This window comes from Ralstonia sp. VS2407, from assembly GCF_052950655.1.
In genome coordinates, this window is sequence record NZ_JBRFVG010000005.1 from 63,807 (window position 1) to 89,405 (window position 25,599).

The 25,599-nt window shown below is 65.4% G+C and carries 22 protein-coding genes and 1 riboswitch; of the genes, 10 read left to right on the forward strand and 12 right to left on the reverse strand.

The features are described 5' to 3' along the window. Positions 1-103 precede the first annotated feature (103 nt). Entirely contained in the window at positions 104-388 is a 285-nt protein-coding gene (locus ACU8YE_RS10355) for a hypothetical protein (RefSeq protein WP_260803671.1), read from the forward strand. Between the two features lie 117 nt (positions 389-505). Then, entirely contained in the window at positions 506-1,162 is a 657-nt protein-coding gene (locus ACU8YE_RS10360) for a VOC family protein (protein WP_446928648.1), read from the forward strand. A gap of 17 nt (positions 1,163-1,179) precedes the next feature. Here ACU8YE_RS10360 and ACU8YE_RS10365 read toward each other — a convergent pair whose 3' ends face one another. Continuing rightward, positions 1,180-2,064 carry a LysR family transcriptional regulator gene (locus ACU8YE_RS10365; protein WP_232041502.1) on the reverse strand — a complete coding sequence of 295 codons (885 nt, stop codon included), beginning with the start codon at positions 2,062-2,064 and terminating at the stop codon, positions 1,180-1,182. Between the two features lie 352 nt (positions 2,065-2,416). On the opposite strand from ACU8YE_RS10365, the gene ACU8YE_RS10370 reads away from it, so the two are divergent. Next, positions 2,417-4,147: a GMC family oxidoreductase gene (locus ACU8YE_RS10370; RefSeq protein WP_446928649.1), complete on the forward strand. Its 1,731-nt coding sequence runs from the start codon at positions 2,417-2,419 to the stop codon at positions 4,145-4,147. 304 nt (positions 4,148-4,451) lie between these two features. Here ACU8YE_RS10370 and ACU8YE_RS10375 read toward each other — a convergent pair whose 3' ends face one another. From ACU8YE_RS10375 to ACU8YE_RS10410, 8 genes are all read right to left on the reverse strand, one after another. After that, a complete protein-coding gene (locus tag ACU8YE_RS10375) occupies positions 4,452-5,360 on the reverse strand; it encodes an amino acid ABC transporter substrate-binding protein (protein WP_232041504.1) in 909 nt (302 codons plus the stop codon). Between the two features lie 255 nt (positions 5,361-5,615). Then, positions 5,616-6,503, reverse strand: coding sequence for an amino acid ABC transporter substrate-binding protein (locus ACU8YE_RS10380; RefSeq protein ID WP_232041505.1), 888 nt, complete (start codon positions 6,501-6,503; stop codon positions 5,616-5,618). Between the two features lie 125 nt (positions 6,504-6,628). Then, positions 6,629-8,290 carry an acyl-CoA dehydrogenase family protein gene (locus tag ACU8YE_RS10385; RefSeq protein WP_343620344.1) on the reverse strand — a complete coding sequence of 554 codons (1,662 nt, stop codon included), beginning with the start codon at positions 8,288-8,290 and terminating at the stop codon, positions 6,629-6,631. Between the two features lie 80 nt (positions 8,291-8,370). Continuing rightward, complete coding sequence (locus ACU8YE_RS10390; RefSeq protein WP_316870415.1) at positions 8,371-8,880, reverse strand: GNAT family N-acetyltransferase; 510 nt, start codon at positions 8,878-8,880, stop codon at positions 8,371-8,373. A gap of 9 nt (positions 8,881-8,889) precedes the next feature. After that, on the reverse strand, positions 8,890-9,192 hold the full coding sequence (locus tag ACU8YE_RS10395; RefSeq protein ID WP_260803678.1) for a DUF6916 family protein: 303 nt from the start codon (positions 9,190-9,192) through the stop codon (positions 8,890-8,892). Between the two features lie 79 nt (positions 9,193-9,271). Then, positions 9,272-9,787 (reverse strand): phage tail protein, encoded by a 516-nt coding sequence (locus ACU8YE_RS10400; protein WP_316880810.1) that lies wholly within the window; start codon positions 9,785-9,787, stop codon positions 9,272-9,274. 19 nt (positions 9,788-9,806) lie between these two features. Continuing rightward, positions 9,807-10,343, reverse strand: coding sequence for a phage tail protein (locus ACU8YE_RS10405; RefSeq protein ID WP_260803679.1), 537 nt, complete (start codon positions 10,341-10,343; stop codon positions 9,807-9,809). Positions 10,344-10,353: 10 nt separating this feature from the next. Beyond that, on the reverse strand, positions 10,354-10,902 hold the full coding sequence (locus ACU8YE_RS10410; RefSeq protein WP_433865873.1) for a tail fiber protein: 549 nt from the start codon (positions 10,900-10,902) through the stop codon (positions 10,354-10,356). 887 nt (positions 10,903-11,789) lie between these two features. Here ACU8YE_RS10410 and ACU8YE_RS10415 point away from each other — a divergent pair. Continuing rightward, positions 11,790-16,469 carry a putative Ig domain-containing protein gene (locus tag ACU8YE_RS10415; RefSeq protein ID WP_446928650.1) on the forward strand — a complete coding sequence of 1,560 codons (4,680 nt, stop codon included), beginning with the start codon at positions 11,790-11,792 and terminating at the stop codon, positions 16,467-16,469. 75 nt (positions 16,470-16,544) lie between these two features. Here the strand turns inward: ACU8YE_RS10415 and ACU8YE_RS10420 are convergent, their stop codons facing one another. Then, positions 16,545-17,705, reverse strand: a complete 1,161-nt coding sequence (locus tag ACU8YE_RS10420) for an NAD(P)H-dependent flavin oxidoreductase (protein WP_252692162.1) — start codon at positions 17,703-17,705, stop codon at positions 16,545-16,547. Positions 17,706-17,920: 215 nt separating this feature from the next. Next, positions 17,921-18,022, forward strand: a riboswitch (TPP riboswitch). Between the two features lie 99 nt (positions 18,023-18,121). Here ACU8YE_RS10420 and thiC point away from each other — a divergent pair. From thiC to ACU8YE_RS10450, 6 genes are all read left to right on the forward strand, one after another. Next, entirely contained in the window at positions 18,122-20,029 is a 1,908-nt protein-coding gene (gene thiC / locus ACU8YE_RS10425; protein ID WP_232041508.1) for a phosphomethylpyrimidine synthase ThiC, read from the forward strand. A 14-nt stretch (positions 20,030-20,043) separates the two neighbouring features. Then, positions 20,044-21,186, forward strand: a complete 1,143-nt coding sequence (locus tag ACU8YE_RS10430) for an FAD-dependent oxidoreductase (RefSeq protein ID WP_433865878.1) — start codon at positions 20,044-20,046, stop codon at positions 21,184-21,186. Continuing rightward, positions 21,183-21,398 (forward strand): sulfur carrier protein ThiS, encoded by a 216-nt coding sequence (thiS, locus tag ACU8YE_RS10435; protein WP_045205182.1) that lies wholly within the window; start codon positions 21,183-21,185, stop codon positions 21,396-21,398. The genes ACU8YE_RS10430 and thiS overlap by 4 nt, the downstream gene beginning before the upstream one ends. 9 nt (positions 21,399-21,407) lie before the next feature. Next, complete coding sequence (locus ACU8YE_RS10440; protein WP_232041510.1) at positions 21,408-22,244, forward strand: thiazole synthase; 837 nt, start codon at positions 21,408-21,410, stop codon at positions 22,242-22,244. A gap of 99 nt (positions 22,245-22,343) precedes the next feature. Beyond that, positions 22,344-23,498 carry a thiamine phosphate synthase gene (locus tag ACU8YE_RS10445; protein WP_446928651.1) on the forward strand — a complete coding sequence of 385 codons (1,155 nt, stop codon included), beginning with the start codon at positions 22,344-22,346 and terminating at the stop codon, positions 23,496-23,498. Positions 23,499-23,623: 125 nt separating this feature from the next. After that, entirely contained in the window at positions 23,624-24,103 is a 480-nt protein-coding gene (locus tag ACU8YE_RS10450) for a VOC family protein (RefSeq protein ID WP_316880820.1), read from the forward strand. A 66-nt stretch (positions 24,104-24,169) separates the two neighbouring features. Here the strand turns inward: ACU8YE_RS10450 and ACU8YE_RS10455 are convergent, their stop codons facing one another. Then, positions 24,170-24,529, reverse strand: a complete 360-nt coding sequence (locus ACU8YE_RS10455) for a hypothetical protein (protein ID WP_446928652.1) — start codon at positions 24,527-24,529, stop codon at positions 24,170-24,172. Positions 24,530-24,543: 14 nt separating this feature from the next. Beyond that, positions 24,544-25,455 (reverse strand): bifunctional hydroxymethylpyrimidine kinase/phosphomethylpyrimidine kinase, encoded by a 912-nt coding sequence (gene thiD, locus ACU8YE_RS10460; protein ID WP_446928653.1) that lies wholly within the window; start codon positions 25,453-25,455, stop codon positions 24,544-24,546. Positions 25,456-25,599 lie beyond the last annotated feature (144 nt).

Below are 25,599 nucleotides of genomic sequence, written 5' to 3' on the forward strand. Positions count from 1 at the left end.
CCGGAGGCCATATGGCTACCGCACTCAGCGGGCATCGCCCCGCGTCTTACCCTTCCCCGCCGCCTTGGCGCTGCAGGCTTCCCACGCAACCGGGAGGTGCCGCATGTCGCTGACCAAGAACCGCCTCTACCTCGACGGTGCGGTCTCGGCGCGCGCTTTCTTGTGCCGCACGCGCAGCGTCATGCACGACGCCGGTCATTGTCGGCCCGGCAGGCTGCGCGAGCAGCTCACGTACTTCTCGGAACACGCGTATCCACCAGCATTTGTGAAAGGCTTTATCGATGCCATCGACGCGTATCTGTCGATGTCGCTCGGGGGGAGCGACGTAGACCCGCGCACGTGGGAGGTGTTAGCCGCCATCGAGCGACGGCAGGTCACCGCCGCATAACAACAGCCAGACCCATCCCCGAGACGGGCGGGGATGCCGGCACCACGCTGCAACAACGTGCGAGGCGCTGTGGCATGCTGGGCCCTCACATTTGAGACGGACACAGCGGGAGCCATCTTGAAGCTCGATCACATTGCCTTCGTCGCGCAATCACTGGAGCAAGCGCAGGCTTATGCCGTGCAGCGGTTCGGCGTGGAGCTGCCTGCGGGCGGCAAGCATCCCTTGATGGGCACGCACAACCTCGTCACGCGGATAGCGCCGGGCGTCTTTCTGGAGTTCATCGCCATCGACCCGGAAGCCGCGCCGCCCAACAGAGCACGCTGGTTTGCGCTCGACCGCCTGATGCGCGAAGGCACATTGGAAGAAGCACCTCGGTTGTTCGGATGGGTCGCGAGCCTTCCCGGCCTGGCGCGCAACGCAAGCGAATCACCGCAGCACGAATTGCTTGAAGTGACGCGCGGCGATTTGCGATGGCACTTCTTTCACCGCAAGGACGGTGAAGCGGAAGCGGGCGGATGCTGGCCCGCGCTCATCGACTGGGCGGGCGGCCAAAGCCCGGTCGACAGGATGCAGGATGTTGGGCTGCGCCTGCACCAGTTCCAACTCGCGCATCCGGAGATGGCGGCCATTCGCGAGAAGTTTCATCAGCTCGGCTGGGACGCTGCCGCTGCGGAGAACCGGTCTGTCGCATTGACCGACGCGGCGCGGCCGGGATTGACGCTCGTGCTCGATACGCCGAATGGGCGCGTGCAGATCGAAGGCGGCGGGCTTTAACTGCCGCCGTTCACAGATCATGCGGCGCGCCGCTCGCCCACCCGCTGCCGCGTAGAAAACCCATCGCGCACGCAATCGGCCAACGCCAGCGCCGCCGCACTCGCGCCTTGCGCAGGCAGCAGCAGGCTGATCGCAAACATCGGCAGTTCCGGCAGGCCGGCTTCGGGGCCGAGGATGTCGAGGTCTGCCGGCACCGTCGGCGTCAGCCATGCCGTGACGGCCAGCCCGGTGCGCACCGTGGCGGTGGTCGCTTCGATGTTGCCGCTCTCGAACACCGTGCGCCATTCGATGCCGTGCTCGCCCAGCGCCTTGAGCACGCGGGCGCGGAAGGCGCAGCTCTCGTCCACCATCGACAGCGGTAGCGGCCGCTTCGCATGCACGTTGCCGCCGCGCGGGCCGACCCACACCAACCGCTCCACGCACAGGCATTCGCCCGTGGCTTCATCCACGGGCGCTTCGACCACGGCGACGTCCAGCTCGCCGCGCGCAATGCGCTCCGCAAGCTCGGGCGAGGTGCCGCAGACGATGGTTAACTCCACCGACGGCCACGCTTCGGTAAACGCCTTGAAGATCGGCGGGAAAACGGTGCCGACCAGGTCGTAAGGCACGCCCAGGCGCACCGGCCCCTGCAGCGGGCGTGCGGCCATGTCGGCCCAAATTTCGTCGTTAAGGGCGAGCAGGCGTTTGGCGCGGCCGAGGAACCGTTCACCCGCGTGGGTGAGTTCCAGCCGGCGGCCGTCGCGCTCGAACAGGCGGCATTCGAAGGCGTCTTCGAGCCGCTTGATCTGCTGGCTGATGGCGCCCTGCGTGAGGTGCAGCGCGTTGGCCGCCACCGTCATGCTGGCGTTTTCGGCCACGGCAATGAAGGTGCGGACGAGGGTGATGTCGAGGTTCTTGGCCATCGCTGCATTCTAGAAGCTAATGCCTTGGCGAAAAAACCGCATCGTTGCTAATGGCTTGCGAGCGTACTGGGCGGCCCGATCGGCAACCCGCCGTGGGCGGCATGCCTCCTGTCAGGGCCGCGCGCAACCGTGTGCCGGTGCGGAATTGCTGCGTTGCGGCATGCCGCAAGCGCCACCAAGGCAACGCTCTGCCAGCCGCAGCGTGCGGGTTTGTTGCATGCCATCGAACGATGCCTCTAATGCGGGTAACCCCGGTCGTTTGAAACAACCCATGGCGCCTAGGATGTGAACTCGTGACCGGCAAACAGCCGGCGGCGTCGCTCGCCCATTAGAAAACCATCCGGAGACACCCATGGCCACCGAATCGCAGACATCCGCGCTCACCTTCGACTACGTCATCGTCGGCGCAGGCTCAGCCGGTTGTGCGCTTGCCAGCCGGCTGACCGAAGACCCGGACGTGACCGTCGCGCTGCTCGAGGCCGGGCCGCACGATCATCACCTCTCGGTATGGGTGCCGGCCGGTTGCGCGGCGTCGCTGCCGTTCAAGAACAAGCGCAACTATGGGTTTCAAACCGTGCCGCAAGCGGGGCTGGGCGGCCGCCAGGGTTATCAGCCGCGCGGGCGCGGGTTGGGCGGCAGCTCGTCGCTCAACGCGATGATCTACATCCGCGGCACGCCGAGCGACTACAACCACTGGGCGGCGCTCGGCTGCACAGGCTGGAGCTGGAACGACGTGCTGCCCTACTTCAAGCGCTCCGAAGGCAACGAGCGTTTTGCCGGCCGCGACGACGACGCGCTGCACGGCGGCACCGGCCCGCTGCACGTGAGCGACCTGCGCACCGGCAACCCCATCGCACAACGCTTTGTCGATGCCGGCGTGGCCGCAGGCTACCGCCGCAACAACGATTTCAACGGCCCCGACCAGGAGGGCGTCGGCCCATACCAGGTCACGCAATACAACGGCGAGCGCTGGAACGCCGCGCGCGCCTATCTGCATGGCGGGGACAAGGCAGACGCCACCTTCAGCCGCAATCGCCGCCAACTCACCGTGATGCCCGACACGCAGGCGCTGCGCATCGTCTTTGAAGGCAAGCGCGCGGCAGGCGTGACGGTCGAGCGCGGTGGTCGCACTGAAACGCTGCGCGCGCGTCGCGAGGTGATCGTCTCATCGGGTGCGTTCGGCTCGCCGCAGTTGCTGATGGCCTCGGGCGTGGGCCCCGCGGAGCATCTGCGCTCGCTCGGCATTCCCGTCGTGCACGACCTGCCCGGCGTCGGCCAGAACCTGCAGGATCACCTCGACATCATCCTGCACAAGAAAGTCTTCAACCTGGATTTGATCGGCTATTCCGCGCGCGGCAGCGCCCACATGCTGGGCGAGATCCTGCGCTACCGGCGCGAGCGTCGCGGCATGCTGGCCACAAACTTTGCCGAAGCCGGCGGCTTCATCAAGAGCCGGCCCGAACTGGCCGATCCCGATCTGCAACTGCACTTCGTGGTGGCCATGGCCGACAACCACAACCGCACGTTCAACTACGGCCACGGGTATTCGTGCCACGTGTGCGTGCTGCGCCCGAAGAGCCGCGGCGAAGTGCGTCTGGCCTCCGCCGACACGCGCGAGGCACCGCTGATCGACCCGAAGTTCCTCTCCGACCCCGACGACATGGCCGGCATGCTCGCCGGCTTCCGCGCCGTGAAGAGCATCTTCGCGCAGCGGCCGCTGGCCGACCTGGGCGGGCGCGAGCTGTATTCCGGAAACATCCGCGGCGACGGCTCCGACGACGAAGCCGTGCGCGCCCTCATCCGCCAGCACTCCGACACCATCTACCACCCCGTCGGCACCTGCAAGATGGGCAGCGCCGACGATGGCATGGCCGTGGTCGACCCCGAACTGCGCGTGCGCGGCTTGACAGGCCTGCGCGTGATCGACGGCTCCGTCATGCCGACGCTCATCGGCGGCAACACCAACGCCCCCATCATCATGATCGCCGAGCGCGCCGCCGACCTCATGCGCCAAGGCGGACGCCCGACGCTGAACGTGGTGAGCAGCATCCCGGCGCAGGCAGCGCCAGCCGAGGTGCACTGAGCAACAAGACACATCTGGGCGCCAACGCACGCACACCAACGGCGTGGCCTTTGACGTAACTGCCCTAGATGGCGCCTTGAATTTGTGTGAGCGAGCGGAAAAAGGAAGGAGGCCTGTCTGAGCGCAGCGAGTTTGCCTCCTTCCCCGCACGGTCACATAAATTCAAGGGGAAGTCGCCATCTCGGGCGCGCCTTTCTTTGCTTACTTTCTTTGGCAAGACAAAGAAAGTGAGTCAGCCCCGGCAGGGGATGAATCAGGGGTGAACCACAAACGCCCACCCCGCGCAGAGAAACAGACAACAACATCAGTTCCCAGCACTATCCGTAGGCGTATTAAACGAATCCCGAAGCAAGTAACTCATCGGCACGTCCAGATTCACCCCATTCGGCGGAATCGGCTGCTGAAACCACTTCTTGTACAGCTTCGGCACCTCGCCGTCGACAATCAGCCGCGTCATCGACTGGTCGATCAGCTTCTTGAACTCTGCATCCTGCTTGCTGAGCATGATCGCGTACGACGACACCAGCTGCGTCTTGCCCGCCAGGCGGTAGTCAGCCGGATTCTTGGCCGTGGCGCGCATGCCCGAGAGCAGGATGTCGTCACCGGCAAACGCGTTGGCGCGGCCGTCGGCCAGCATTGCAAACGCGCTGCGCAGGTCGTTGGCATCCACCACGTGCATGGTCATGCCCGTCTCGTTGAGCTTGCGTGCGAGGTCGGCGTTGGTCGAGCCGCGCGCGGCCACCACCGTCTTGCCGTTCAAGTCTTCCCATTGCTGGATCGGCGAGCTGGCCTTCACCAGCATGCGGCCCTTGGTGATGTAGTGCGGAATGGTGAAGGCGACCTTCTCACGCCGCTCGCGCGAGTTGTTGGTCGAGCCGCATTCCAGGTCGGCCTTGCCCGAGGCGACCACGTCCATGCGTGTGGCGGCAGTCACCGGCAGGTACTGCACCTTCAGGTCGGGGCGCTTGAGCGAGGTCTTGATCGAATCGATCAGGCGGGAGCAGATGTCGATCGTGTAGCCGACCGGCTTGCTGCCATCGAGGTACGAAAACGGAATCGAGTCTTCCCGATAGGCTACGTGCACCGTGCCCGAATCGCGGATGCGATCGAGCGTCGGGGTGGCGGCAACGGCGTTGGATGGGAAGAAGGCGGCGGAAACAGCAGCGGGAACGGCAAGCGCGGCCAGCAGCCACGTGCGCGCAAAGAACGGCATCGTCAAAGTCCTAGGAGAGGTTCGGGCTTCTAATGGCCAACCGGCCGCATCGGGGCCCTATCGACGCGGCCGTGCGCGCAATCGATTGCCGGGCGACATCCGCCCGGCTGCGCAGCATTGGCTGGGGCGCGCCGTCACTCCCCCCGGGAATGCCAAACGTGAAGCAATGTCACGCGCCGCCATGGGCGCGCATTATGCGCTGACTGCGGGTATACCCTCAAGCACCTTCTCGGTGCATGGTTGGCGAGCGTTGCGCTAATCCGCCACCTTGTCGGTCGGGAACTTGAACGAATCGCGCAGCAGGAAGCTCATCGGGATTTCCAGCTTCACGCCATTTGGCGGAATCGGCTGCTGGAACCACTTCTTGTAGAGCTTTTCCGCCTCGCCATCGAGGATCGTGCGTGACATCGCCAGGTCGATCACCTTCTTGAACTCGGCATCGTCCTTGCCGAGCATGATTGCGTATGGCGCCACAGCCAGGTTGCTGCCGACGACCGCGTAGTCCGCCGGGTTGGGCGACGTCGCCCGGAAGCCATAGAGCAGCACATCGTCCATCGCAAACGCATCGGCGCGGCCGGCCGCCACCATGCCGAAGGCTTCGGCGTGGTCGCGGGCCTCCACCACGTTGACCTTGAGCACGCGCGCATCGGCCATCGCGCGGATCTGCCCGCCGTTCGTGCTGCCGCGCGTGGACACCACCGTCTTGTTGTTGAGGTCTTCCCAGCGGTGGATGCCCGAACTGGTCTTCACCAGCATGCGGCTGCTGGCAATGTAATGCGGAATAGTGAACGCTACCTTCTCGCGCCGCTCGCGCGTGTTGTTGGTCGATCCGCATTCGAGGTCTGCGCGGCCTTCGGCAATGGCGGCGATGCGCGTGGCGGGTGTCACGGCCACGTATTGCACCTTCAGATCGGGCCGCTTGACCGCCACCTTGATTGCGTCGACCAGCCGCGCGCAGAGGTCGATCGAATACCCCATCGGCTTGCCGCCATCGACATAGGAGAACGGTACGGAGTTCTCGCGATATGCGAGCCGGACGGTGCCGGTATCACGGATGCGGTCAAGCACGGGGGATGCAGCCAACGCCTGGAAAGCGCACAACGCCAGGCCGGCCGCGAGCAATGCGCGGGTCGGGTGCGGCACGGAATGTCTCCTGTCTGGGTATTTTTCTGGTGCCGGCGCGCTCGCGCGGCTCCCCCCACCCTAGGCGATGTGATCTTTCATCCCGCTTTCACGCCGGCCTTCCCGCGTTTCTCTTCACAGAGTCTTCATACAGGCCACGCGCGCTGCAGCACCGCACCCAGCTCCTGCGCATGTCCGTCGAGCGTGCCGAACACGCGGCCGTGCTGATGATGGAAGCGGCTCGCGATAAAGCGCTCGGCGTCATCTGGATGGGCATGGGCCAGCATCAGGGCGGCCTGTGCGGTGAGCGTCAGCCCCTGCGCGATGCGGCGGGCAGACGTCTCCTGAATGTCGCCGGGCTGGTGCAGCATCGCCTGCAGCGCGGCCAGCTCCGCACGCACGGCGCGGTGGCCCTGCGCGCGTTCGCCAATGTCGTGCACCAGGCGCAGCGCGTCGTCCGGCGTGCGGGCGATGGCGCGCAGCACGTCCAGGCACATCACGTTGCCCGAGCCTTCCCAGATGGAATTGACCGGCGCTTCGCGGTACAGGCGCGCCATCGGGCCTTCTTCCACGTAGCCGTTGCCGCCCCAGACTTCCATCGCCTCGCCGGTCGCCTCAATCGCGCGCTTGCAGACCCAGAACTTGGCGGCAGGCGTGACGATGCGCTTCCACGCCCCGGCCAGCGGATCGACATCGGCGCGCTCGAACGCGTTGCCGAGTTCCATCATCAGCAAGGTTGCGGCTTGCGATTCCAGGGCCAGATCGGCAAGCACATTGCGCATCAGCGGTTGGTCGGCCAGCAGGCGGCCGAATGCCATGCGGTGGCGCGCGTGGTGCAGCGCCTGCATCAGCGCGTGCCGCAGGATGGCTGCGCTGCCGATCACGCAATCGAGCCGCGTGTGCGTCGCCATCTCGATGATGGTCGGAATGCCGCGCCCTTCTTCGCCAATCAGGATGCCCTCCGCGCCGCGGAACTCCACTTCGCTGCTGGCGTTGGACCGGTTGCCGAGCTTGTCTTTCAGGCGCTGGATCTGGATTGGGTTCTTGCTGCCGTCGTCACGAAAGCGCGGCACGAAGAAGCACGACAGCGGCCCGTCTTCCGCGCCCATGCGTGCCACCACAAGATGCGCATCGCACATCGGGGCGGAGAAGAACCACTTGTGTCCGGTGATCGCGTATGTGGCGCCGCGGCCCTCGCCGCGCAACGGTGTTGCCACCGTGGTGTTGCTGCGCACATCGGAACCGCCCTGCTTTTCGGTCATGCCCATGCCGACGAGGATGGCGGTCTTCTGGCGCCACGGCAGATCGCGTGCGTCGTGTTCGCGGGCGTAGAGACGCGGCCCGAGGTCGGCAAACAGCGCCGTCTCTTTTTGTAGAACGGGGATGCTGGCGAACGTCATCGTTGCTGGGCAGAGCGTGCCGGATTCGATCTGCGCTTGCATGAAATAACCGGCGGTGCGCGCGGCCCAGGCGCCGGGGCGCGGGTCGGAAAACGGCAGCGCCTGCAGGCCTTGGCTGCGCATCAGGCCGAGCAGCGAGTGCCACGCGGGGTCGAAGCGGATGGCGTCGATGCGCTCGCCGGTGCGGCTGTGCGTGTGGAGTTCGGGGTGGTAGGTGTTGGCCTCTGTGGCCCACTGCAGCGTCTCGGGCGCGCCGAGCTGGTCACCGAAGGCTTGCAGCGCGCTGGCGTTCCAGCCGCCACCCAGGCGTTCGAGTGCGCTTTGCAGCGTGGTGTCCGACGTGAAGGGGTTGAAGCCGGTCAGGTCTGGGACTTGGTTGAAGACGCGGTGGGTGGCCTCGGTGGGCATTTGGGGTCTCCTGGCGTGGTGCTTTTGGTTGTGTGGGCCATGGTAGACCACCGGCGGTGGAGGTGGGTGGAGGGGGATTTCTATACGGTTGCCGCTTGCATGGCGGCCCCATCCCACTCGAGGAACAGATACACGCCCTTGTCCTCCACCAGTCGAAACCCCATTCGCTGATACAAACGCTGAGCGGGGTTGAAGCGCTCCACATGGATCTGCACGCGTTTTCCTGAAGCGCGGGCCTGCGCAAATACAGCAGAAAGCACCGCGCTGCCGATCCCCGAACCGCACTGCTCCGGCACCAGCGAGATATCGATGATGAGCAGGGCTTCCTGCCGGTGCTGCAGGTAGATCCGCCCGGCAGGCACGCCCTCCTGTTCGATCACGAAAAATTCCGCGTCGGGGTACGCAAAGTAGGCGCGTTGCTGTGCATCGAACTGCATCCGGACAAACTGCGCTTTCTGTTCATCAGTCCAGCCGGTCGCCTGCAGTTCGGCCTCGCGGGTGGTGCCGTAGAGGTGCAGGAGGAAGGGCTGGTCTGCGTCGGTCAGGGGGCGCAGCGTGGTGCCATTGCGCTCGATGCGGAAGGTGGGCATACCGGTGTCTCAAGCAAGGTTGAAGCAGGCTTGGTAGCGGAAGCCTTCCGCGGTGCGGGCGATCGGGACCAGGAACATCGGCTGTTCTGCAAGCGTGTCGTGCTGCAGGAAGTACGTGCCCTGTTGCAACGTGAACGAGGCATCGCCCTCGAACAACAGGGAGAACGCCTTCTGGCCTGGGCGCGCAAAACGGGATATCGCGACTTCGTCCAGGCGCAGCGTGAATGGCAGGTCAGGCGCTTGGCCTGGCACTGTCGTCACGGAGAACGCGGTGCCAACGTGCGGTTGGAATAGCTCAGCGGAAATGGTCATGGATGCGGGGAATCTGGAAGATCCAAGGTGAGGTCGGGCCGGCGTGACATGCGAGGCCGGCCCGCTGCGACAGCCCGAATTACGGGTGCGTCGGCCACGCGCCTTGCAGGGCGATGCAGTAATTGCTTGTCAGGTATGGCTGCATGTTCTCGTGCGGCTGGTTGTCACCGCCGACGCCCACTGCTTGCGGCGACAGTGTTGTGAGCGCTGGGGTTGGGGTCGCGGGAACGAAGGCCTGGTTGTTCGGAACCATGAAGCGTGAGGCCAGGCGGCCGCCCGCCGTAGTCGACGCAGGACGCGCGTTGTCGCCATAAGCGGTGTGCGAGTGCGACGGCATTTCCGCCGTTGTCAGCGTGATAGTGGATGCGCCTTGCGGATCGCCCAGCGCCCCGTTGACGGGCCCCATCACTGCGCGCGCCCGCAAATCGGGCAGCCCGAAGGTGGATGTGCCGTTGCCGCCGTAGTTGACGCCCAGGATCGAGAACAGTTCGGTGTTCTGAGAGATGGGCATGATTGCGCCGTCGCAGGCGGCCCAGTCCACCGGGGCGAAACTGAAACCGAAGATGCGGATTTCGCCAACGAATTGATCAGACATGTGATCTCCCTTTTTCCGCTCAGCTCTGCGACGGGAAAATGCCCGCCGTGGCGATGATGTAGTTAATGGATGCCGTCGGCATGTGGTTAGAGTGCGGAAGACTGCCGCCCATCTGACCGATCGTCTGCAAGGCCAATGCAGCCTTGGTTGTCGGATTGGGGGTGCCGGCGTCGTAGAACCCCTGCGCGCTAGGGACGGTGGACAACAGCACGCCCGGGCCCGGCGTGATGGTCGAGGCATCCGCGCTGGTGGCGTTGATGGTGTGCGTATGCCCGGGCATCTCAGTGGTCGTGATCGAAACATTTTCAAGGCCAAGCTGCTGACCGATGAGACGGTTGGTCAGCCCAGGCCCCTGCCCTTGGCCAACGGGCAGCTTGCCCTGCAGCGCGGGCAACGCGAAGGTGGTCTGACCATCGCCGCCATACGTGGTGCCGAGCAGACTGAACAGCGGCTCGTTATCGGAAATGTAGAGCGTCTGGCCCTGGCAGAGCAGCCACCCGACCGGCGCGTAGTTGCCGGCGAACAGGCGGATTTCGCCAATGTACGGTTGTGCCATGCGTTGTCTCCTAGCCGCGTGACGGGTAGATACCCGTCAGCGAGATGATGTAGTTCAGCACCAGCGAGGGCTGCATGTTTTCATGGGGTTGCGTGCTTCCGGCGGAGCCGCAGGCCTCGGCAGACATCGCCGTCAGGGTGCCGGGCGCGCTGTAAAGCAATGTGCCGGGGCCGCTGATGCTGGGATTGGTGGCGTTGTAGAGGTTGCTGGTAGCCAGAAGGTGGTCTTGCGCGGTGCCGGCATTGCTTGCCGTGGCAGGCGCAGTCGATGCAACAAACGAATGGATGTGCATCGGCAACTGCTGCGAGGTCAGCGTGACGGTTTCGACGCCGCCGACCTCGCCCTGCAAATACGTCTGATTGTCGCGGTGCAGCGGCGTGCGACCACGCAGATCCGGCAGCGCGAAATTGGTCGTGCCGTTGCCGCCGTACTGAATGCCAAGTAGCGAGAACAGTGCGGAGTTCTGCTGAATCGGTAAAAGTGCGCCATTACACATCGCCCACCCTTTTGGTGGAAATGGAAATGCGCAGAGGCGAATCTCGCCCAGGTATTGATCCACAACCCCTCCCTCGTGATGTGGCACTGCCACGATATTGATTTTTGCTGTGCGCCATTTTTATCACCCATTGGTCAGGTGCCGCAATTTCAGATGAACCCCGGCTATGTTGTATCGATAAGACATAATGCTCAGTATTTCCAATCGATAACACGTATTGCCGGTGTCAATGGGTAAGCGGTTCCAAGACCCATGGCACGTGTCCATCTCCTCATTCTTTGGGATTGACGGCACGGGAGGGTTTTCCTAGCATCGCGTCGGAATCACAGTGCCTATCCAGATAATGAAAAAAATAAGAAGGCCTGGTTTCTTGGGGTTTCCGTAAGGGTTAACGCTTGGCCTTTTCATCATTACGGATGATGCAATCGGTTGTGGTGGAATAAACCTGGCGCGGCTTCCAAAAAAAACGGGGAGTGCCTGATGGCAATCAGGCCCGAAATTCCCGAGGCGCAAAAGAAAAAAGCCCGCAATACAGCGGGCGGGACGAGGGAGAAATGCGCGTGCTGACACAAACCAGCCCGTATGGCCGGCGTGGGGTGGCCGGATCGTTAATGTTTCAGTGCTCGGGAGGCGCGGGTGCCGCATACCGTTATATCGGCACATCCCGTCAGTGGTGCGTTGAGCAACATCGCCTAGTGTGGTGGCGTTGGCTGCGGGCTCTGATGTTAATGCTCGTACTGTGGGCGTCGGCGTCGGCAGCATGGGCGGACTGCACCATTAACTGGAACGTGCAGCCTTCGGAGAGTCAAGGCAATGGTACCTACAGGCGGGAGCTCACTAGCGCCGAATACAGCGCCTGCGATACGGACGGTGTGACCGCAGGTGCGAACGGTATCTGGATGGATTCCAACGGGGATATTGGCTCGGTTGCTGCTCCTGACGGCTCTTCCATGTCCGTCGATTTGAGCTCCTACCCGCATGACTACCTCGTGCTTCAGCCGGCGACGGGCAAGACTGGGCCGTGGACCTTTGCGTTCTACGGATGTCCCGCCGGTGTCAGTTGCTTTCCATATACCAGCAACGTGACGATCAACGTCACATTGCCTGCGCCCACGGTCACAAGCATTTCGCCAAACTCGGGCACGACCGCCGGCGGCACCTCCGTCACCATCACCGGCACCAATTTCACCGGCGCCACGGCCGTCAAATTTGGCGCGACCAACGCCACCAGCTACAACATCACTAGTTCAACGTCGATCACAGCCACCTCGCCCGCAGGGGCGGCCGGTACGGTTGATGTCACCGTGACCAACGCGAACGGAACCAGCACCACCAGCGCCGCCGATCAATACACCTTTGTGGCGCCTCCCGTTGCGAACGCAGTGAGCACCACCGTTGGACACGGCAGTACAGGCAACCCCGTCACGCTGAACATCACCGGCGGCACGCCGACCGGCGTGGCCGTCGCAACGCAGGCCGCGCACGGCACAGCCACCGCGTCGGGCACGTCGATCACCTACACGCCCAACGCGTCGTACTCGGGCACGGACTCGTTCACGTACACAGCGACCAACGCGGGTGGTACGTCTGCGCCGGCCACAGTGACTGTCACTGTGTCGAATCCGACAGTCACGTATGGGCCGTCCTCGCCTGCAGCCGGCACGGTGGGTACGGCCTATAGCCAAACGCTGGCTTCGGCCAGTGGCGGCACGGCGCCTTATACCTACACGATCGCGTCGGGCGCGCTGCCAGCCGGCATCTCGCTGGCCAGCGACGGCACGCTGTCGGGCACGCCCACGGCCGGCGGTACGTTCAACTTCACCGTGACGGCCACCGACAGCAGCACAGGCACCGGTCCGTTCACGGCGACCAGCGGCGCGCTCACGCTGACCGTCGCCGCACCGACGATCACGCTCTCGCCGTCTTCACTGACCAATGCCACCGTTGCGACGGCATATAGCCAGACGATAACGGCCAGCGGCGGTACGGCGGCCTACACCTATGCCATCACTTCCGGAGCGTTGCCGGCGGGCCTCACGCTCAGTTCTGGCGGTGTGCTGTCGGGGACGCCCACGGCAGGCGGCACGTTCAACTTCACCGTGACCACCACCGATAGCAGTACCGGCAGCGGCCCGTATACCGGCAGCCGTGCCTATTCGCTGGTCGTCAATGCGCCCACGTTGGCGATCACACCGGCATCGGGCAGTTTCAGTGCTTCAGCGGGCGTGGCCTACAGCCAGACCTTCACAGGCAGTGGCGGTCTAACGCCGTACACCTATAGCCTGGTGGTCAATAGCGGGACGATGCCGACCGGTCTCTCGTTCAACACCAGCACCGGCGTGCTATCGGGTACGCCCACCACCACGGGCGTGGTCAATTTCACGGTAACTGCCACAGATCACGCATCGGGCACGGGGCCGTACAGCACGTCTGGCACCTACACGCTGACCACCTCGGCGCCCACCATTACCGTGTCGCCCACCACGCTGACTGCGGCAACTGTCGGCGCCGCCTACAGCCAGACCGCCACGGCCAGCGGGGGTGCCACGCCTTACGGCTACGCGCTGACTGCTGGCGCGCTGCCAGCGGGCTTGAGCTTGAACGGCAGCACCGGCGCAATCACGGGTACGCCCACGGCGGGCGGCAACTTCAACTTCACCGTCACGGCCACCGACGCCAACAGCTATACCGGCTCGCGTGCGTACACCCTGACGGTCAACGCTGCCACCGTCACGGTGAGCCCGAGCACGTTGCCCGGCGGTACCGTCGCTACGGCATACAGCCAGACCCTCTTGGCGAGTGGCGGCACAGGTCCCTACACCTATGCCGTCACGGCAGGGTCGCTGCCGACGGGGCTGACGCTGTCCAGCAGCGGCACGCTGTCGGGTACGCCCACGGCGGGTGGAGTGTTCAACTTCACCGTCACTGCGACTGACAGCAGTACCGGAACCGGCCCCTACACGGGCAGCCGCGCCTACTCGCTGACGATTGGGTCGCCCTCGTTGACCATCACGCCGGCCTCGGGTTCTCTCAGCGGTGTGGCAGGTACCGCTTACAGCCGCAATTTCACGGCAAGTGGCGGTACGAGCCCGTACACCTATGGTCTCGTGGTCAACAGCGGCACCATGCCCGCGGGCCTGACGTGGAATGGCGCCACTGGCACGCTGGCAGGTACACCAACCACGGCCGGCACGGTCAGCTTTACTGTCACCGCTACCGACAGCTCGACGGGGACGGGCGCTCCATTTGCGGTAAGCGGGGTCTATACGCTCACCATCGCCGCGCCAAGCGTGACGGTATCGCCGGCCACGCTGCCCAACCCGGCGATTGCATCGGCGTATAGCCAAACCATCACGGCAGCCAATGGCACCGCGCCTTACACCTACGCCGTGACGGCGGGTGCATTGCCGGCAGGCCTGAGCTTGAACACCACCACCGGCGTCCTCTCGGGCACGCCCACCGCAGGCGGAACGTTCAATTTCACCATCACGGCGACGGATGCCAACAGCTTCACGGCCAGCCGGGGCTACAGCGTCACCATCGGCGCGCCCACGGTCACGGTGAATCCGGCGGCTGCTAACCCGGCCCAGGTCACCACGGCCTACAGCCAGACCTTCAGCGCCACCGGCGGCACCGCGCCTTACACCTACGCCGTGTCCACCGGTACGTTGCCCGCGGGCCTGAGCCTGAACGCCAGCACAGGCGTTCTGTCGGGCACGCCCACGACGCTGGGCAGCAGCACCTTCACTGTGAAGGCCACTGACAGCAGCACAGGCACCGGCGCTCCGTACAGCGGTACACGCAGCTACACGATCACGGTGGGCCAGGTGATCGGCACCGCGCCGGCAATCACGGCCACCACCATGTCGACGGCACCGATCACGCTGCATGCAACGGCCAATGCAACGGGCGGTCCGTTCTCGTCCATCGCGATTGTCAGTCCGCCTGCCAGCGGCACCGCCGTCGTCAACGGCCTGGACATCGTCTACACGCCGACCCCGACCACCTCCGGCGCCGTCAACTTCACCTATGCGCTGATCAACACGGCCGGCACATCCGCGCCGATTCCGGTGACGGTCAATGTGAACGCCGTGCCGATTGCGGTGGCGCAGAAACAGGCCATCACGTCGTCGGGTCAGGCGGTGAGCGTGGACCTCACCGAAGGTGCCACGGGCGGCCCCTTCACAGGCGCGACGCTGGTGTCGGTGGTGCCAGCCAACGCCGGTACGGCCACGATCGTGCAGAAGGCCGTGCAGACACCGGCCGGCCTGAAGCCGCAGGCTGCGGCGGCATCGACCTATGTGCTGAACTTCACCCCGTCGGGCACCTACAGCGGCCAGGCCGTGCTGACGTACACGCTGTCCAACGCGTTTGCCACCTCTGCACCGGCAACGGTGCAGGTGAGCGTGGCGCCGCGCAAGGACCCCTCGGCCGACCCGGATGTGGCAGGTCTGATCAACGCGCAAGTCCAGGCCGCGCGCCGCTTCGCCACAACGCAGATCGACAACTACAACCGTCGTCTGGAAGCGCTGCATGGCACCGGCCGGGCGCAGTCAAGCAACGGTCTGACAGTCGCCATGCCGGGCCAGCGCGTGGACATGCAGGCGCGTTGCCAGGATGTGGTCGGCATTTCCGCGCACGATGCCTGCATGCGCGGTGAGGGCCAGGGCGTGCGGCCGTTCGCGCGCGGCAAGCGCACCACCGATGCGGCCAGCGGCAACACCGACAAGTCGAACGCCGATGCAGGCCCCGACCTGCCCGGTGCTGATGCGGCCGGCGCGGGCCCGGACAACACCGACCCGAACCTCGCGTTCTGGAGTGCCGGTACGCTGGACTTCGGTTTCGCCAACGCTGGCACGCAACGATCCGGCTTCCGCTTCACCACGGGCGGCGTGACGGCCGGCGCGGATTACCGCGTGTCCGATCAGTTCTCGATCGGGGGCGGTTTCGGCTACGGGCGCGACTCCACCGACATCGGCAACGCGGGCACCAAGAGCACGGGCGACAGCTATAGCCTTGCGCTCTACGGCAGCTATCGCCCGCTACCTTCGTTGTTCGTCGATGGTGTGGCCGGCTTCGGCACGCTCAGCTTCGACTCGCGCCGCTGGGTGACGGACTCCAACGACTTCGCCACCGGCAAGCGCAACGGCAAGCAAGTGTTCGCGTCCGTATCGGCCGGCTATGAGCATCGCGATCGCACCTGGCTGATCTCGCCTTACGGGCGCCTCTCGGTCTCGCAATCGACGCTGGATCAGTTCACCGAATCAGGCGCCGGCATCAACGCGCTGACGTATTTCGACCAGACGGTGACGACGGTATCCGGCACGCTCGGCCTGCGTGCGGAATACACGCAGAAGACCAAGTGGGGCACGTTCCTGCCGTTCGCACGGGTGGAGTACCAACACGACTTCAATGGGCAGAGCAATGCAGGGTTGGCGTATGCCGATCTGGCCTCGGCGGGCCCTGCTTATTACGTGCCGGGTACGCCGTTTGGGCGCGATCGCATGCAGATCGGGCTGGGAACGAAGTTCCGCACCGGGCCGCTCACGTTTGGGCTGGACTACAGCGTGATGGCCGGGATGGGCGGTTTGCAGCAGGGGGTTCGGTTGACGTTCGCTGCACCGTTCTGACGCAACAAGCGGTCAGCGCCCAACAAAAAGCCAGCCTTCGGGCTGGCTCTTTTTTTCGGACGCGATGTCAGCGCATCAGGTGGCCGTCGAGGATGCCGCCGGTTTTTCTCCGGTCAGCAAGTAATGCATCAACTCCTTCACCGGCCGAATCGCCTCGCCAAACGGCAGCTTCCCCGCACCACGGAAAAACAACCCGCGCTCCACATCCCCACGCAGCGCCTGCGCCAGCTTCAGGTCAATGCAGAACTGCCCCACCTTGCCGATGCCATCCCGCAGCCCGCACGTCTGCAGGCAATCGAATCCCTGCAGGCAATCCCGCACCTTGGCCTTGGCCTGCAGCGCGCTCTCGCGCGACAGATACCGCGACAGCCAAGGCGTCATCACGGCTCGCGCAGGCAGCCCCGCCACGCTGACGAACTCGCCGATATCGCCTTGCTCCGCGCCCGTCAGCACGCGCTTGAAGCGCACGTGCGCATCGCCCTCTTCCGTCACCGCAAACGCAGTGCCGAGCTGCACCGCAGCGGCGCCCTTGTCGAGCCAGTGCTTCACCTTCGCATGCGAGTCGATGCCGCCCGCCAGGATGATCGGAATCTGTTCCGCAGCCAGCCCCAGCTTGATGAACAACTCTCGGCATTCGTCCAGCACGCGCGCAAACGAAAAGCGCTCGTCGCGCAAATCCTCAATGCGCGCCGCGCCCAAGTGGCCGCCGGCGTGCGTCGGATGCTCGATCACCACCGCATCGGGCAGGCGCGACTTCTTCATCCACCGCTTGAGTACCACGCCCACGCCGCGCGAGTCGGAAAGGATCGGGATGAGCGCCACTTTCGGGTGCTCTGCCGTCATCTCCGGCAGATCGAGCGGAAGCCCCGCGCCCATCACGATCGCATCGGCACCGCTCTCGCATGCCTGACGCACCAGCGCCGGGTGCGATTCCACCGCCTTCATCACGTTCACGGCGATCATGCCGTTGCCCTGGCTGCCTTCGCGCGCTGCACGAATCTCGCGGTCCAGCGCGACAAGGTTGGCGGCGTTGATGGCGTCCTTGTCGCGGGATTTCTCGGTGGCGGCGACGAGGTCTGCATGGTGATGGCGCAAGTCGATGCTGGCGATGGTGCCGACGCCGCCTTCGCGCGCCACGGCGCCGGCCAGCCGGTGCGCCGAAATACCCACGCCCATCCCGCCCTGCACGATGGGTACGAGGCTGCGCCCCGCGAGTGTGAACCGACGCTCCAGCATGACAACTCCCAGCGGCAGTGCCGCAATGCAATAGAAAAGGGATTGAGCGTCGCATAGGTGAAACGCGGCGGGGTTGCGCAAGATCAAGGCGGGCGGTGCCCGTGCGCGCCGCCGCACATTGCGTGGCGGTTTGGACTGAAATGACCCGCCAACCGTCACCTCAAGGGTTTTCGTGCTGGCAACGCCGGCGGCCCTGTGCTTAAATTCAGCCTCGTTGGATGAAACAGGGGTGCCGTACGGATGGGCCGTGCGGCTGAGAGAGTCCCTTCGCACCCGATCCGGTTCGTACCGGCGTGGGAAGTTTCAGAACACCGCGTAGTCTCTGGCAGCCACCCCCTCAGTTCTTCTGGCCACGCCACCTCTCCCGGTTTCGTCCACTGCCTGCTCCACCAGGCCACAGAATCTAGGACGAGACCATGCCCCAAGCCAAAAACGCCCCCGCCGCATCGTTCGACTCGCTGCAGTCCGAGCTCGACCAGAAGTTCGCCTATCCGGCCTCCAGCAAGACCTACATCGTCGGCAGCCGCCCGGACATCCGCGTGCCGATGCGCACCATCAAGCAGACCGCCACGCGCACCGACAAGGGCGAGATGCTGAACCCGCCGGTGCCGGTGTACGACACCTCGGGCCCCTACTCCGACCCGGACGTGCACATCGACCTGAAGGCGGGACTCGCCCCGCTGCGCGCCAAGTGGATCGACGAGCGCGGCGATACGGAAATCCTCTCGGGCCTGTCGTCCGAATACGGCCGCACGCGTGCCAATGATCCGGCCACGGCCCACCTGCGCTTTGCACAACTGACGAACCCGCGCCGCGCCAAGGCTGGCGCCAACGTGAGCCAGATGCACTACGCGCGTCGCGGCATCATCACGCCGGAAATGGAATACGTCGCACTGCGCGAATCGCTGAACCTGCAGGCGCTGCAAGACAAGCCCGAATACCGCCAATTGCTCAAGCAGCATCCGGGCTTCTCGTACGGCGCCAACCTGCCGCAGCGCCCGGAAGACATCACGCCGGAATTCGTGCGCGCAGAAATCGCTGCCGGCCGCGCGATCATCCCCGCCAACATCAACCACACCGAGCTGGAGCCGATGGCCATCGGCCGCAACTTCCGCGTGAAGATCAACGGCAACCTCGGCAACTCAGCGGTGACGTCGTCGCTGGCCGAGGAAGTGGAAAAGATGGTATGGGCGATCCGCTGGGGCGCCGACACGATCATGGACTTGTCCACCGGCAAGCACATTCACGAGACGCGCGAATGGATCCTGCGCAACTCGCCGGTGCCCATCGGCACGGTGCCGATCTACCAGGCGCTGGACAAGACTGGCGGCGTGGCGGAAGACCTGACGTGGGAGATGTTCCGCGACACGCTGATCGAGCAGGCCGAGCAAGGGGTGGACTACTTCACCATCCACGCGGGCGTGCTGCTGCGCTATGTGCCGCTCACGGCTGACCGCATTACGGGCATCGTCTCGCGCGGTGGCTCGATCATGGCCAAGTGGTGCTTGGCGCATCACAAGGAAAACTTCCTGTACACGCACTTCGACGAGATCTGCGAAATCATGAAGGCGTACGACGTGTCGTTCAGCCTGGGCGATGGCTTGCGCCCCGGCTGCATTGCCGACTCGAACGACGCCGCGCAGTTCGGCGAGCTGCACACGCTGGGCGAACTGACCAAGAAGGCGTGGGAGCACGACGTGCAGGTCATGATCGAAGGCCCGGGCCACGTGCCGCTGCAGCGCGTGCAGGCCAACATGGACGAAGAGCTGAAGCACTGCTTCGAAGCCCCGTTCTACACGCTGGGCCCGCTGGTGACCGACATCGCCCCGGGCTACGACCACATCACCAGCGGCATCGGCGCAGCCAACATCGGCTGGTACGGCACGGCCATGCTCTGCTACGTCACGCCCAAGGAGCACCTGGGCCTGCCCGACAAGGAAGACGTGCGCGAAGGCATCATCACCTACAAGATCGCCGCGCACGCGGCTGACCTTGCCAAGGGCTGGCCGGGCGCGCAGCTGCGTGACAACGCGCTGTCGAAGGCACGCTTTGAATTCCGCTGGGAAGACCAGTTCAACCTCGGCCTCGATCCGGAGAAGGCACGCGCCTTCCACGATGAAACGCTGCCGGCCGAGGGCGCCAAGATCGCGCACTTCTGTTCGATGTGCGGTCCGAAGTTCTGCTCGATGAAGATCACGCAGGAAGTGCGCGACTACGCGGCATCGCTCGATTCCAACGCCACAGCCGCAGCAGTTAACCCCACTGCGGGCATGGAAGAGAAGTCGATCGAGTTCCGCAAGAGCGGCAGCAAGATCTACAGCTAACCACAACCGGTGCAATGCCAACCTCAACTTCATTCGACGTAACGATCCTCGGTGGCGGCCTCGCTGGCCGCCTGTGTGCCTGGCAACTTGCGCAAACGGGGGTGCCCCCCGCGCGCATTGCCGTGGTGGAGCGCGGCGCGCGTGATGGCAGCGGTGCCGCCGCGTATGTAGCTGCAGCCATGCTGGCGCCGTTGGCCGAAGCCGCCGTGGCCGATCGTTTCGTCGTCGATTTGGGGTTGGCAAGCCTGGCGCTGTGGCGCGATTGGCTGCCCAAGCTGCGCACGCCGGTGTTCTTCCAGGAGGCCGGCACGCTGGTGGTGTGGCACGCGGCAGACCGTGGTGAGGCATCGCTGTTTGCCAACCACGTGCGCAATGCCGCGCCGCCCGAGCGCGTGGCCGCCGATCTGCGCGCCGTAGACGCATCCGGCATTGCCCAGCTCGAGCCGCTGCTCGCACAACGCTTCACGCAAGGTCTGTATCTGGCGGGCGAAGGTCAGCTTGACCCGCGCGGCGTGTTGGATGCGCTGGCGACCGAGCTGGAAGCGCTGGGCGTGCAATTGCGCTGGAACACGGAGGTTGCTGATCCGAGCCCCGACGCGCTGGCTGCTGCGGGGCTGGGTGCGCGCCTCGTGCTCGACTGCCGTGGCCTGGGCGCCAAGCCGCAGTGGCCACGCCTGCGTGGCCTGCGCGGCGAGGTGGCGCGCATCCATGCGCCCGATGTGTCGCTCACGCGGCCGGTGCGCATGCTGCATCCGCGCTACCCGCTGTACATCGCGCCCAAGCCGGGCAACGTCTACGTGATCGGTGCGACCGAGCTGGAATCCGACGACATGTCGCCGGCCAGCGTGCGTTCCACGTTGGAATTGTTGTCTGCGGCCTACGCCGTGCACCCCGCGTTTGGCGAGGCGCGCGTGCTGGAGCTGAACACGCAGTGCCGCCCGACGCTGCCCGACCACCGTCCGGCCATCCGCTGGGATGGCGCGGGCACATTGTCGGTCAATGGCCTGTACCGGCACGGCTACATGATTGCGCCCGCCGTCACCCAAGCCGCGGTGGCAGCGGCGTGCGATGTGCTGGACGGCTGTGCCTTCGATGCGGATGACTGCGAATGGCCCGCGCTGTTCGCCGCCGCACCCCCCGAACCTGTTTTGTCATGACGCTGAACGTCACCCTCAACGACCTGTCGCTCGCGCTGCCTGCGGGCAGCACGCTGGCCGATGCCATTGGTGCTGCTGCGCCGCAATTGCAAATTGCGCCGCCGTTTGCCGCATCGGTGAATGGCGACTTTGTGCCCAAGGCGCGCCATGCTCAGCACGCGCTCAACGCGGGCGACCGCATTGCACTCGTGCAGCCCGTTGTGGGCGGCTAGGAGTCTTCGATGACCACTACGAACCTTTCCGCCGTGGCGGACCCGCTGCGCCTCTACGACGAGACCTTCGCCTCGCGCCTGCTGCTCGGCACCGCGCGGTATCCGTCGCCGCAAGCGCTGGAAGACGCGGTGCGCGTGTCCAACCCGGCCATGCTGACGGTGGCGCTGCGCCGCCAGAGCGCGGGCTCGCCCGAGGGCGGTGCCGGCTTCTGGAAGATGCTGCGCGACCTCGGCGTGCCCGTGCTGCCGAACACCGCCGGCTGCTATTCCGCCGACGAGGCTTATACCCTCGCGCAGATGTCGCGTGAGGTGTTCGAGACCGACTGGATCAAGCTCGAAGTCATCGGCGATGACTACACGCTGCAGCCCGATACGCTCGCGCTGCCGGCCGCGGCCGAACGTCTCATCAAAGATGGCTTCAAGGTGCTGCCGTACTGCACTGAAGACCTCGTGCTGTGCCGCCGCCTGCTCGACGTCGGCTGTCAGGCGCTGATGCCTTGGGCTGCACCCATCGGCACGGGCCGCGGACCCACCAACCCGTATGGCCTGCGCCTGCTGCGTGAACGCCTGCCCAACGTGCCGCTCATCGTCGATGCGGGGCTGGGCGTACCGTCGCACGCCACGCAAGTGATGGAATGGGGCTACGACGCCGTGCTGCTCAACACCGCCGTCGCCCAAGCCGGCGACCCGGTGGCGATGGCGCAGGCGTTTGCGATGGCCACGCAGGCCGGTCGCCTCGCGCGCCTGTCCGGCCCGATGCCCGAGCGTGATGTCGCGCAGGCGAGCACGCCGGTTGTGGGTTTGCCGTTCTGGCATGCGGAAGAGAGGAGGACGTATGAGCAGTAAGCAGGGCCCCCGCGCAGCGGGGAGGCGCACGTCCGCGAATACGATCCACCACCGATGCCGATGCAGTTTGATGAACGATAACGAGACTGAGGTGGTCGCATGAGCCTGTCCGCCTTGCGTTTTTCCGCCACGTGGCCGGAAGCGGCTGCGCTTGCCGCACAGATCATCGATCGCCATGTGGAAGCCTTTGGTCGCGCGCCGCACGCCTGGAGCGTGACCGATCGTGCTGACGAAGCCACCACTCCCAACACTGTTCTGCTGACGACGGATGCCGCGCAGGCCGAACGCGCGCGCTCCGCTGGCGCAGCCGTTGTGCTGACAGCAGTGGAAGGCGATCAGCGCATCGATACCGTGCACGACCGCCTTGGCATGTACCGCGTCGCCTCCGCTGCACGAGGCGATGCACTTGACGCTCGCTTTGTCGCCGTGTTCGGTGCGGCACTCGCGCTGGCGTTCGAACCGCGCGATGCGCTGTGCGTGGCGCGCGCGTGGATCGCCGAAGGCAATGCCGACGCGCTCGCCTGGCCGACGCGCTTCAACGCGCTGCCCCGCGTGGTCGAACCAGCGTTGCCGTGCCCGACCGCAGCGGACGTCGCATTTGCACCGTGCCCGACGCAGCTCGGCATCTACGCCGTCGTGCCGGATGCGGACTGGGTCGCGCGCCTCGTCGCGCTCAAGGTGCCGACGGTGCAGTTGCGCTTCAAGTCGGACGACGCGCAGGCCGTGGTGGACCAGGTGCGCCGCGCAGAAGCCGCCGCACGCGGCAGCGCCACGCGTCTGTTCATCAACGACCACTGGCAAGTCACGCTGGACGTGCACGCGCAGGTGCCCAATAGCGGCATCTACGGCATTCACCTCGGCCAGGAAGACATTGACGAGGCTGACTTGGCGGCGATCCGCTCGGCCGGTTTGCGCCTTGGCATCAGCACGCACGGCTTTGCCGAAATGCTGCGCGTCGCACCGCTGAACCCGAGCTACCTCGCGCTGGGCGCCGTGTTCGCCACGCCCACCAAGACCATGCCGACCGTGCCGCAGGGCCTCGGCCGCCTGTTCGCCTACGCGGCCGCCATGCGCACGCGCGTGCCGGCGCCGCCGCTGGTCGCCATTGGCGGGATCGATCTGGCAGCGATGCCGCGCGTGCTGGAATCCGGCGTAGGTAGCGTGGCCGTGGTGCGCGCCATCACCCAGGCGGCCGATGTGCCAGCCGCGGTGGACGCACTGCAAGCGACCTTCGCGGCGCACGTGCGCGCCTAAGCATCGTTCGCGGCACGCAGGCGCGCTTGCGCCGCGCAGCCGCCTTATCGCTGACCTATCCTGTTCGTGCGCCGCTGCGGTTGTTGCCGCAGCGGCTTTCCAACACACGCTGCAGGAGACAAGACATGGCGGTCCAGCCCATCCCCGAGGGTTACCACAGCGTCACCCCGTACCTGAGCATCAAAGGCGCCGCGCGCGCCATCGACTTCTACAAGCAGGCCTTTGGCGCCACCGAGATCATGCGCATGAACGGCCCCAACGGCACCATCGCGCACGCAGAAATCCGCATCGGCAATTCACCCATCATGCTGGCGGACGAAATGCCGAACATGATCTGCGCCAGCCCCGACACGCTGCAGAGCACGTCGGTCGGGCTGATGATCTACGTACCCAACGTCGACACCGTGTTTGCCAATGCGCTGAAGGCCGGCGGCACGGAAGTCCGCCCCGTGGTGGACCAGTTCTACGGCGACCGCTCCGGCACGCTCAAGGACCCGTTCGGCCACGTGTGGACCGTATCCACGCATGTCGAAGACGTGGCGCCCGATGAGATGGCCAAGCGCATGGAGAAGTGGACGAAGGAGCAGGCAGCGGCATCGGCTTGAATATCGACGTAGCAAATAAAAAAGCGCGGACGAGAGCCGCGCTTTTTCTTTGCCCCGGGTAATGGCCTAGCGAGGCTGGCACGTCACCTGCACATTGTTCACATCACCATTGACCGTGCCGCTGGCATTGGTCACCACGCAGTTGGCCGATGCGGGCTGCGTGCTGATCGTCACCAGGTAGCTGTCGTCGAACGGCACCAACCCCCCAAAGACGAACGGGCCGTTGGCCGCCAGCGTGAGCGAATCGCGGCCGTTGTTGAGCAACACGATCGACTGGCCACCGGGCAGCCCGGACAACGTCCCGCCAATCGAGAAGACGCTGCCGATGGGCGAGCCCAGGCTGATGTAGCCGTTACAGGCACCGAGCAGCGCGCACAGCACAGCCACCGGAAGGTGGCGAACCAGCATGATCGGCAGGCGTTTCATGGCAGCTCCCCTGATCAGTCTTCCTCGACATCTACTTCAAGCGAACGCGGTGCGGCGAGCGGGCGCGGTGCGAACCCGTGATTCAACGGACCGGCGCCACGCCCAAGCGCCAGGTGGCGGCCGGCACCGATGGCGTGCAGCAGGTAATCGAGCGAGGCTTCGATGGCGACCTCCAGCGCATCGCCACGTGCCAGGTGGGCGGCAATGGCGGCGGACAGCGTGCAGCCGGTGCCGTGCGTGTGCGGCGTGTCGATATAGGTATGGGCGTAAATGCGCTCGGTGCCATCGGCGGTGACGAGCACGTCTTGCAGCACGCCGTCTTCACCGGCGCTGGACGTGGCGGCCAGATGCCCGCCCTTGAGCAGCACGGCGCGCGGCCCAAGCGCCAGCAGGTCGCGCGCGGCGGGCAGCATGTCGTCGGCGGTGCGCACCTCGCGGCCGAGCAACGCGCTGGCTTCCGGCAGATTCGGCGTGACGAGCAACGCGCGCGGGAAGAGCCATTTCGCCATGGCTTGCACGGTGGCGTCGCTGCCGAGCGCTGCGCCGCTGGTGCTGACCATGACCGGATCGACGACGAGGTTGGCGATCGGATGCCGCTCCAGCGCCGACACGATGGCCTCCACCACCTGCGGCGTACCTAGCATGCCGGTCTTGGCAGCATCCACGCCAATGTCACTTGCCACGGCGTCGATTTGCGCGGCGACGATGTCGGGCGTGAGCGACTCCACCGCCGTCACGCCCCGCGTGTTCTGCGCGGTGATGGCCGTGATGGCCGACATGCCGTAGCAGCCGAGCGCGGCAAACGTCTTCAGGTCAGCCTGGATGCCCGCACCGCCGCCGCTGTCCGAACCGGCAATGGTGAGCACGCGCGGCACGTGCGAGGCAGGAGCGGCAAACGCAGCGAGGGTCGGGTCGGTGATCGTCATGTCGTGCGAATGTGTGGGGGGTGTTTCGCACTATAGCGCTATCGCGGCCGGATCGACGCGCCAGCCTCTGACCCAGGAAGGCGACGGTTTCAGGCCCAAGCGCGAAGCAAATACCGTGGAGCGTGACGGTGTTTGGCTCGCGCG